This is a genomic window from Corynebacterium sp. (assembly GCF_043426755.1).
GTDB lineage: Bacteria > Actinomycetota > Actinomycetes > Mycobacteriales > Mycobacteriaceae > Corynebacterium.
Genome location: NZ_JBHWRP010000035.1, coordinates 1 through 10,945, shown reverse-complemented (window position 1 = coordinate 10,945; position 10,945 = coordinate 1). Strand labels below are relative to the sequence as shown.

At 63.4% G+C, this 10,945-nt stretch carries 7 protein-coding genes; all 7 read left to right on the top strand.

Annotated elements, in window-relative coordinates:
• Nucleotides 1-234, top strand: a 234-nt coding sequence (locus tag ACHFGA_RS03180; protein WP_394280983.1) for a DUF3152 domain-containing protein, incomplete at its 5' end; no start/stop codon positions are given.
• A gap of 30 nt (nucleotides 235-264) precedes the next feature.
• Nucleotides 265-1,017, top strand: a complete 753-nt coding sequence (locus tag ACHFGA_RS03175; protein ID WP_394280982.1) for a hypothetical protein — start codon at nucleotides 265-267, stop codon at nucleotides 1,015-1,017.
• A 3-nt stretch (nucleotides 1,018-1,020) separates the two neighbouring features.
• Nucleotides 1,021-4,062, top strand: a complete 3,042-nt coding sequence (locus tag ACHFGA_RS03170; protein WP_394280981.1) for a PD-(D/E)XK nuclease family protein — start codon at nucleotides 1,021-1,023, stop codon at nucleotides 4,060-4,062.
• Between the two features lie 10 nt (nucleotides 4,063-4,072).
• Complete coding sequence (locus ACHFGA_RS03165) at nucleotides 4,073-7,390, top strand: UvrD-helicase domain-containing protein (RefSeq protein WP_394280984.1); 3,318 nt, start codon at nucleotides 4,073-4,075, stop codon at nucleotides 7,388-7,390.
• Nucleotides 7,387-8,478, top strand: a complete 1,092-nt coding sequence (locus ACHFGA_RS03160) for a potassium channel family protein (protein ID WP_394280980.1) — start codon at nucleotides 7,387-7,389, stop codon at nucleotides 8,476-8,478. The genes ACHFGA_RS03165 and ACHFGA_RS03160 overlap by 4 nt, the downstream gene beginning before the upstream one ends.
• The gene (locus ACHFGA_RS03155) at nucleotides 8,478-9,239 is read left to right on the top strand and encodes an NAD(+) diphosphatase (protein ID WP_394280979.1); all 762 of its coding nucleotides are present in this window, start codon (nucleotides 8,478-8,480) and stop codon (nucleotides 9,237-9,239) included. Before ACHFGA_RS03160 ends, ACHFGA_RS03155 begins: the two co-directional genes overlap by 1 nt.
• Nucleotides 9,236-10,945: ATP-dependent helicase (locus ACHFGA_RS03150; protein WP_394280978.1), on the top strand; the 1,710-nt coding region annotated here is incomplete at its 3' end. The genes ACHFGA_RS03155 and ACHFGA_RS03150, both read left to right, overlap by 4 nt.

Here is a 10,945-nt window from a genome sequence, read left to right as displayed (position 1 = left end):
GACGTGGGTGCGTACCGGCAGTATCTTATTAACCACGAAGTCGGTCATGGCTTGGGTTATGCCGCGCACGAGCCGTGCGGGCGTGATGGAGCGTTGGCACCGATCATGATGCAGCAGACGCTCAGCCTGAACAATGGTGAGCTGTACGAGCTGGATCCCACCGAGGTGTACCCCGACAACTCCGATACGTGCCGCGCAAATCCGTGGCCGTTCCCGCGCCCCGACGTGCTGTAATGCGCTCGGAATGTAGTGAGGAGAATAACTGTGTCTGATTCACAAGAGCGCGACATGCCTGGCGTGGTCCCAGGCCATGTCGCTTCGGCGTTCCAAGCCGAGCCTGCCCACCCGCAGGCCCTGGGCCCAGCATGGGATAACGGGGTGCTGATCGGGAATACCGTCTTTGCACAGGCGACGAGTACTTCGGCGTGGGCCGCGAAGGTACGTGAAAAGATCGCCATTGACGGCGTGCGTGTCTCCCGCCCCGTCCGCGCGACTGATGGGCGTTTCGTCGTCGGCGGTTTTAAAGCTAGTGACTTCATCGAGGGGGATACCGCGCGCCGGGTTGACGAAACTATTGCTGCGGCATTGCGTTTCGACGATGCCGCAACCGCGTGTGAGGCAGCACCATCGAATCGTGAGGACCAGTGGGCGCGCGCCGACGCCGCCGCCTGGGAGGGCGCTGAAGTGGCGGGCCCCGTTCAGGTGTGCCATGCCGATTTTCTGGCGTGCACCATTTACTCGGGCACGATGCCTCCGGCCTTGACCGATATTGTTCCGACGGGCCAGTTGCGTCCCCACGGTTATACCGCAGCATTGGTGCTGGTTGACGCGCTGATTGCCCAAGCTGTCGATGACGCGGTTGTGGACCGCTGGGCGCATATTCCTAACATCGTGGAGCTGACGGAGCGCGCATTGCGTTATCGAGAAATCCTGGTGCGCGACCAGACGTCGAATGTCCGCTCGAATGTTGGGCGGGTGCGTAGCATCCTCATGTCCGAGGAGTCTGCGACAATCTAACCTATGGTTGTCGAACTTCCTCCCCACCCGCGCGCACGCCTCGTCCCGCGGGAACCCCATATTCCGCAGAGGACCTGGGGCGTTGAGCTGCCCACCCGTGGCGTGTGGCGGGTGACGGGCCAGGCTGGCTCGGGCGTGTCCAGCTTCCTTCTGGATACGGCGATGGAGGCGATCCGCCGCACGGGCGACCCGGATGGTGTTTTGGTGGTCACTGCCTCGAAGGAATCGGGGGCGCGCCTGCGCCGTGAGTTGTCAGAACGCGTGGCAGACTCGGGTTTTGTGGCCAATGAGCCGCTGGTTCGGTCGGTGCACTCCCTTGCCTTTGCGATTGTGCGCCAACGCGCCCAGGACCAAATCCGCTTGATTTCCGGCGCTGAGCAAGACGCCGTCATCAGACAGCTGCTCGATGGCAATGCCGAGTACGGCACAGGGAATTGGCCGGAAGAACTGCGCCCAGCGCTAACGTTCGTGGGGTTTGCCCGGCAGCTGCGTGACTTTTTGCTGCGCGCCGTGGAACGCCAGCTCACACCGGATGATTTGCGCCAGTTGGGCGCGCGCCACCAGATGCCAATTTGGTCCGCAGCAGGAGACTTCCTCGCCGAATACCAACAAGTGATGCGCTTGTGGGGCGTGGATAGTTACTCCGCCTCGGAGCTGGTTGCCACAGTGCTGGAGCAGCCGGTGGAGTCCCAGTGGCACACCGTGCTTATCGACGATGCCCAGCACCTTGACCCCACTTCTGGACAGTTGCTGGAGCAGCTGATCCAGCAGGCAGACCTGGCCGTCGTGGGCGGTGACCTTGACCAATCCGTCTTTCACTTCCGGGGTGCTTCGCCAGCCTTTTTCTCCTCTCTGGAGGCCACCACGATTGATCTGGGCGAGTCACGGCGTGTTCCCCAGCGTGAGGTGGTCATTAGCGATACCGATTCCACCCAGCACCGCGTCATCGCCGATCACGTCCGCCGAGCTCACCTCGATGATGGGGTGGCCTGGAACGAGATCGCGGTGGTTGTCCGGTCGACCGGCATGCTTGAACCAATCCACCGCATCCTGCTGCAGGCCGGGGTCCCCGTGGCGATCAACCCCACGGACATCGTGCTCAGCGAGCAGCGGATCGTCGCCGCCATGATTTTGGGGGTACGCGCACTTTTCGAAGAGTTGAGCACTAGCGAGTGGCGCGACCTGCTGCTGGGCCCCGTCGGAGGCACTGACCCGGTAACACTGCGCCGCCTACTGCGCGGCCTGCGGCGTTTCTCGCCGGGCACGCGCGCCGAAGAGACCTTGCGCCAGCTGCTGCAGCCGGAGGCGCCGCTGCCAGACTTCGGCTCCACGCTGACCGACCGCGAACTGGACATCCTGGAACGGATCCGCACCGTGATGCAGGCCGGCCACGCCGCCATCTCCGCCGACGGGACAGTGGAGGACATCCTGTGGGCGGTGTGGAACGCCACGGGCTTAAGCGACCGGCTGATGGCACATGCCCTACGCGGTGGGGCAGCAGGTTCACAAGCCGATCGCGATTTGGATGCGATGATGTCGCTTTTCGACGCCGCTGGTGACTTCGCCGAACGCCGCCCAGAGGCAGGCATTGAAGCCTTCATCACTCACATCTCCGAGCAGGAACTACCCACCGGTGTGCGTGATCGTCGAACTGCCACCCCCGATGCTGTCTCGCTGCTGACCGCCCACGGTGTTGTCGGCCTCGAGTTCAGCCATGTAGTAGTTGCCGGCGTGCAGGAAGGCAGCTGGCCAAGCTTAGGCGAGACGGGCTCACTATTCGGCCAGGAGGACCTGATCGATCTGCTCGATGCGGGCATTGACCCCGCGGTCCCTGTCTCCCATAGCGCCGACCGGCTGAAGGAAGAACGCCGTCTGTTCCACGTGGCCACCTCAAGGGCAAGGACTTCTTTGCTGGTCACGGCGGTGAACGCACCGGACGACGACGAAGCCCAAGAACCGTCGCGCTTCATCGAAGAATTCTGCGACCGCTTCGACATTACACCTACTGAACACGATGCAGACGACGATCCTGACTGGGCCGAAGATGCCCCCGCACTGCCCTCAACGGCGCGCGTTCTGTCGCGGTCGGACCTGATCGCCGAGTTGAGACGAGCCGTCACCGCCGACGACGTTTCCGAATCCGTGCGCTCCCAGGCGACCCGACAACTCGCCAGGCTCACCGCGGCCACCATCCCGGGGGCCGCACACCAGGAGTGGTACACGACAACGGAACCGTCTACCGACGAGCCTCTGGACACACCTCGGGCGCTATCTCCTTCGCGTATCGAAGGTCTGCTCGCTTGCCCCCTCCAGGAGGTGCTGGAGCGGGTGATCCAGACGTCCAGCACCGTCCACATGGTGCGCGGTTCCATGGTGCACGCCTATTTCGAAGCCATTGGAAATGGGGCGGATGAGCAAATGGCGCGCCGGGCCACGATGGACGCCTATGAGCAGGTGCAAGAAGTGCCTTCGTGGCAGCGTGTGAGTGATCTGGAACAGTTCGAACGTTTATTGGACCGCACATCGCAGTGGATTTCGTCGTCACGCGCTGCGTTCACGCTTGTTGGGACGGAGCTGCCAGTCGACGTGGAGGTCACCCCGGAGCTACGCATCCGCGGCCGGCTCGATCGCCTCGAGCACGACGGTGAGGGGCGGGCAATTATCGTCGATTTGAAGACTGGGAAAACCGCGCCCAGCGTGGACGCCACGCGCGACAATGCGCAGCTGACCGCCTACCAGCTGGCATTGGCCCACGGAACACTGCGAGGGAACACGATTCGCACGGCGCTTAACGACGAGGACCCCATCGAGGTTGGTGGTGCACTGTTGGTGTACCCGGCGACTTCTGCAGCGGCCGTGACCACCCGCGACCAGGTGGCGAAAACCGATGAGGAATTGGCAGAGTTCACTCGCCGTGTCACTCCGCTGTTGGATGAACTGACCGGCCCCACCATCACCGCCCGGACAGGTCCACAGTGTGAGCATTGCCCGGTACGGGCCATGTGCCCGGTCCAGCCAGAAGGAGAGGACATTACCCGTGGTTAACAACACCCCCATGTCCCCGAAGGTCCTATCGAACTACTTGGGCCAGAAATTTCCCCCAACAGATCAGCAAGCGGCTGTCATTGGAGCAGACCCAGGACCTTTGCTGGTCGTCGCCGGTGCCGGCGCGGGCAAGACTGAAACCATGGCTTCGCGCGTGGTGTGGTTGGTGGCCAACGGGTTCGCTCGGCCTGAGGAAATTCTTGGGCTGACATTCACCCGCAAGGCCGCTCAGGAACTGGGGCGCCGCATTCGTGACCGGCTGAGCACACTGGCCGCCAATACGGATTTGGTGCGCAGGCTGGACCCCACAGGGACGCTGGCCGATGCACTCACCGTGATTACGCCGACGGTTGCCACCTACGATGCCTACGCCGCGGACCTGGTGCGTGAGTACGGCTTGCTCGTGCCCGTGGAACCAGACGCGCGCCTGATCACCGCAGCGGAGCTGAATTCAATCGCCCGCGATGTGGTGACCAACTACACCGGAGAGCTAGGCGCAAGCTCGACCGTGGGGACCGTGACTGAGAACCTCCTCGCCCTTGTCACGGAGATGGACAATGACCTGCACTCGCCGGAGTGGATCCGCGAAGAAGCCGACGCGTTCATCGCGGAAGTGGACTCACTACCGAAGGGGCCTCGGCAGCGCACCGAACTGACCAAGCCCATGGAGAAGTGGCTGAACGCCCAACAGCTGCGCCGCGACTACCTGCCGCTGGTCACCGCCTTGAAGCAGGAACTAGCGCAGCGCGGGGTGGTCACTTTCAATGAGCAGATGTCGGTGGCAGCGCGCTTGGCCCGCGACCACGCCCAGGTGGGAGCATCGCAGCGACGTCGATTCCGGGTGGTCATGTTGGACGAGTACCAAGACACCTCGCACGCCCAGCGCGTGTTGCTGCGCAGCCTCTTCGGCGAAGGCCGCGACTACCAGGACCACAGTCAACACAACCGCACACCACTGACGGTGACGGCGGTGGGCGACCCCATGCAAGCAATCTACGGGTGGCGCGGGGCAACCGCCGCCAACCTCGCAGCCTTCGTGGAAGACTTCCCGCTGCCGAATGGCCAGCCCGCGCCCAAGCGTGAACTGACTACCTCCTGGCGCAACCCGCCGGAGGTGCTCGAGCTTGCCAACAGCGTGTCCGACGCGGTGCTGGGCAGGAACCCAGCCACCCGCGCGGTAGCACGGTTGGAATCGCGCCCCGACCCCGACCCAGGTGAGGTCACACTCGGCTTTTTCGCCACCGAGGCAGAAGAGATGGCTTTTGTGGCCGATACGCTAGCCGAGCAATTCCACAGTGAGGATGAGTTCTCCGCAGCCGTCCTTGTGCGCAAGAACGCCCACTCCGCACTCATGGCCGAGCAGCTGGAGCAGCGCGGGATCCCCTACGAGATCGTGGGACTAGCAGGCCTGTTGGACGTTCCCGAGGTCGCCGATGTCGTCGCCCTTGCCACCATGCTGGTGCGCCCCGAGGATTCCCAGGCGTCGCTGCGTATCCTCACCGGCCCAGCCTGCGGGCTGGGCGCGGCTGACCTTGTAGCCTTGTCTAACCGCGCGGCCAACCTCTCGGCGGCAGGGAGCGGCGACGACGACGCCGGGGGCGACGGCGATGCCGCCGACGGAAAGGGTGAGGAACAGCACCCGACCGACCCCCTGGACCGGCTCCGGCATGAGTTGGATCAGCTAGTCGTCGATACGCACGCGGCGACAAGCCATCCCGACCAACAAGCAGGACTGACGGACGCGGTGGCGGACCTCGGTGAACCGGAACGTTATAGCGAGGAGGGCCTGCGCCGGCTGCGGGAGCTATCGTCGAAACTGCGCCAGCTGCGCATGTACAGCCTGGGCAAGAGGCTCCCGGACGTCATCGCAGACATCATCTCCCTGTTCAATATCCGCACCGAAGTGCTCTCGCGGCCGAGCACCACAGGAACCGTGCACCTCGACAGGCTTGCCGACGAAGTAGCCGCCTACCCAGGCGCAAGCCTTGACGGGCTGCTGGACTACTTCGCACTAGCCCGCGAGCACGAAGACGGACTGACACCTGGCACCGTTGCGGTGCGCACCGACCGCGTCCAGATTCTCACCGCCCACAAAGCCAAGGGGCTGGAATGGGACACCGTCGCCGTCGTTCACGCGGATCAGCGCACCTACTCGGCCAAAGCCGAAACATTCCTCACCCAGGTCCAACGCCTGCCCAGCGAAGAATTCACCGCCATCGAAGAAGCCAGCGACAAGAAAGAATTCGAAGACGCCGGACAAGAATTCCTCAAGGAGGTGCGCCAGGCGTCCGCCGAAGAAACCGCGCGGTTGTTCTATGTGGCCATCACGCGCGCCGAGCGCCGGCTGCTGATCACCGGCTCAGCAACCACGCCCACGACGCGGAAAGCAACAGGGCCCTATGAACACTTCGAGGCGCTGAGCTCGCTTGTCGACGACAGTCAGATCGCAGCGTGGGTCAGCAGCGAGGAGGCAAGTGCCGACGAGGAATCAGCCCAACCGCAGGTAGAAGAGGGCACGTGGCCACAGGCGATCGTCGATACGCGAACGCGCGAAGCCACCGAAAAAATCGATGCAGCCCTGGAAGACCTGCCTGAGGCGACCCCCGGCGAACTCTTCGACCTGTGGGAACGCGACACCACCGCCCTGATCGAGGAATACGAGGCGCTGCAATCACCCGATGTGGACGTGGAAGTGCCCAGCGAATTGACGGCCTCTGACGTGGTGGCCATTAAGGCGGACCCTGAACAGTTTGCGCGCCGGGCAAGGCGGCCCGTGCCGTTTAAACCCAATGCCTATGCCAAGCGCGGCACCGCGTTCCATGAGTGGATCGAAGATTTCTATGGTGCACGCCCGCTGCTCGACGAGGACGAACTGCCCGGAAATGATGAGGCAGACGTCGACGCGGACACGCTGGTGACGCTGAAAGAGGGATTCCAGAACAGCCACTGGGCGCAGAAGACACCACGGTATATCGAGCATCCTTTTGAGATCGCGCTGGGCAACTCGGTGGTGCGTGGCCGCATGGACGCGGTGTTCCTGATCGACGACACCTGGTGGGTGGTGGACTGGAAGACCGGTCTGCGTCCCACAGGGGCTGAGATGGAGACTGCTAAAATCCAGCTCGCCGTGTATAGGGAGGCGTGGAAGCGCATTGCCGACGACGGGCGCGACGTATCCACGGCGTTTTTCTACGTGCGGACCGGGGAGGATTTCGCTCCGCGGGATGTGCCGGATCGGGAAGAATTGGAAAAGCTACTAGAGTTCTCACACAGAGCCGACAAAGACAACAAAGACTCTGGTGAGACAAGGAAGGCAGGCTCGTCGTGAGCCGATTACCGAAAATCCGGTCGCGGGCCCGGTTCCGTGGGGACGTAGAACTTGCGGAGCAGCCCGATCACGCGCTGCTGGAAGTCATCCGCATGCCGGGAAATTTCCGCTCCAGCCCGTGGGCGCTGATGAGCCGCCGCTTCGCCTACGCGGCGGTGATCTTGGTCGTGGTGGCGTTCTTCGTCTACCTGGACCGGGACGGCTACTCGGAAGAGCTCACCTTTATTGATTCGGTCTACTACACGGCGGTGTCGTTGTCGTCGACAGGCTACGGCGATATCACGCCGGTGACGCAAGGCGCCCGCCTTTTTAATATTTTGGTGATGACACCGGCGCGCATCGCTTTCCTGATGCTGCTGGTCGGCACCACCCTGTCCGTCTTGACCGAAGACTCACGCAGAACGCTTCAAATTCAACGCTGGAGGAAAACAGTGCGCAACCACACCATCGTCATCGGGTACGGGACGAAGGGCCGTTCTGCCGTCGACGCGCTGCTGGCCGACGGTGTTGCCCCAGGAAATATCGTGGTCATTGACAATGACCGCACCGCCTTGTCGCGCGCCGAATCTGATGGGCTGGTCGCCGTGCAAGGCAATGGCACGAAGTCGGACGTGTTAAAGATCGCCGGCGTAACCCGCGCGAGATCCGTCGTGGTGGCCACCAGCAGCGACGATACCGCCGTCCTGTGTACCTTGTCGGTGCGCGAGCTCGCCCCGTCCGTCATGATTGTCGCCAGCGTCCGCGAAGGCGAGAACCAGCACCTGCTACGCCAATCCGGCGCGGACTCCGTGGTGATTTCCTCGGAGACAGCCGGCCGCTTGCTGGGGTTGGCCACCGTCACCCCGTCCGTGGTGGAGATGACGGAAGACCTGCTCAGCCCCGACGAGGGTTTCGCCGTGGCCGAACGCCCGATCTCCGACGATGAGGTAGGCGCCAACCCCCGTCACCTGGCTGATATCGTGCTGGGTCTGGTGCGCTCCGGCGAGTTGTACCGCCTTGACTCGCCAGAAGCTGAGACGGTCGAACCGGGCGACCGCCTGCTCTATATCCGCCACGCCCCGGCAGAACCGGAGGTCCCGCGCGAATAATGGCACGTTATTTACTTCTCGACGACCAGGGCGCCTTCCCCGTCGACCAGTCGGGCCGGCCCCTGTACGTAGCCAGCGCGGCAGGGGAGTCGCTGGGCGTGTCCGTACACGTCGACGGCGATACCTTCGCGGTGCGGGTACCACGCGAGGTGGTGCGCCACGTCTCCGCGCACGGGGTGGCCTATGCCCGCAACTTTGCGCAGGACCGGACTATTTCACGCGCGGTAAGCCTGCTGGCCAACCGGGCGCGCACGCTATTTGATCCCGCCGACGGCTCCCCGTTGCGTTACGACGAGGCCGGGTTTGTGGCCCGAGGCGATCGGGATTGGCCCATCTTCCCGCGTTTAGACCCGGCGGTGATTGGGGTGGTCGTCGATACGCGAACCGATGCCATCCTGCTGGCCGAAAACCGTCAGCGCCGCGGGTTCTACTCCTGCATCGCGGGCTACGTGGAGCATGGCGAAAACCTTGAGGAAGCGTTCGCGCGCGAGGTCAAGGAGGAAACCGGGTACGGCTGCCACAATGTCACCTATTGGGCATCGCAGCCATGGGCCATGTCGGGGTCGTTGATGATGGGATTTTTCGCCGAGCGTACCGACGAGCCCCCGGCCGAAGAGACCGACGGCGAACTTGCCGATATCATCTGGGCCACCCGCGACGACGTGGACCGCTTGCCACTGCCCTTGCCGGGCTCGTTAGCACGCAGCCTCATCGACACGTGGCGCGCAGGCAAGCATGAGATTAGAAAGGCAGGCGCATGATGGAGCAGGGCACGATTGATCTGAGTGTGCTTGACGACGACCAACGCGTCGCCGCCACTGCACCGCGCGGGCCTGTCTGCATCCTGGCCGGTGCAGGCACGGGCAAGACGCGCACGATTACCTACCGCATTGCGCATCTGATAGAGCAGGGGCAAGCCTCACCGAACCGGGTGCTTGCCGTGACCTTTACTTCGCGGGCGGCCGGTGAGATGCGCGACCGTCTCCGCGCAATGGGTATTGGGGGAGTGCAGGCCCGTACCTTTCACGCGGCGGCGCTGCGCCAACTGCGCTACTTCTGGCCCCAGGTGTACGGGGATATGCCGTGGCGGCTGATCGATAATAAGTTCCCGCTGGTGGGCCGTGCTGCACGCAGCGTGGGCCTGGATAGTTCCAAAGATATGGTCCGCGACTTACTCGGTGAGATCGAGTGGGCGAAGGCCACGTTGCTCAGCCCGGAGGGCTATAAGGAGCAGGTAGACGACTATCACCGCACCCCGCCTGTGGACGCCGCCAAAGTGGCCGAGGTGTACAGCCGCTACGAAGAATCCAAGACCAGTCCCGAGGGCATGCTGCTGGATTTTGATGACCTGCTGGTGCATGTCGCCGGTGCCTTGGAGAACTCGCCGGCAGTCGCTGAGGAGTTCCGCAACCAGTACCGCACCTTTGTGGTGGATGAGTACCAGGACGTCACCCCGTTGCAGCAGCGCGTGCTGGAGGCGTGGCTAGGGCAACGCGATGACCTCACCGTGGTGGGTGATGCGAACCAGACGATTTACTCATTCACCGGCGCAACCCCTGATTACCTGCTGAATTTTTCGCGCACCTATGAGAATGCCACGGTGGTCAAGCTGCAGCGCGACTACCGCTCCACCCCGGAGATCGCAGGCCTGGCCAACACTGTGATTGGCAAGGCGACCGGCCGGGCCGCGGGCACCCGCCTAGAGCTGATCGGTATGCGTGAGCACGGCCCTCAGCCGACCTTCAACGCTTACGACGATGAACCCACCGAGGCCCGCGAGGTAGCAGGCAAGATCCTCAGCCTGATCAACTCGGGTGTTCCAGCAGGGGAGATCGCGGTCCTTTATAGGGTGAATGCGCAGTCGGCGGAATTTGAGCAGGCGCTGTCGGATGCAGGCATCGTCTACCAGGTCCGGGGCGGCGAGGGCTTTTTTACCCGCCCCGAGGTACGCGAAGCGATCCAGGCGCTTACCGCCGCGACGAGGCAGCCGCACCTGCAACAAAGCCCTGTCCAGGCCGCCCGTGAGGTCCTGGCCCCACTGGGGCTGACTCCCACAGAACCCCAAGGTGCTCGCGCCCGCGAACGCTGGCAGGTCCTGGGCGCGTTGGTGGATCTGATCGAGGGCATCGTCAACCACGGCGAGGCCACAGACCTAGTTGGCGTGCTGCAGTCTTTGCACAAGCGTGCAGAGTCCAAGCAGCCACCCGCCGTGGACGGTGTCACGCTGGCTAGCTTGCACGCAGCCAAGGGCCTGGAATGGGACGCCGTGTTTTTGGTGGGCCTGGTGGAAAATACGGTGCCGATCTCGCATGCGATTAAGGCAGGCGATGAGCAGATCGAGGAGGAACGGCGTCTGTTCTATGTTGGCGTGACCCGCGCCAGGGTGCACCTGCACTTGTCGTGGGCGCTCGCCCGCCAGGAAGGTGGCAATAAATCGCGCAAGCGCTCCCGCTTCCTCGATGGCATC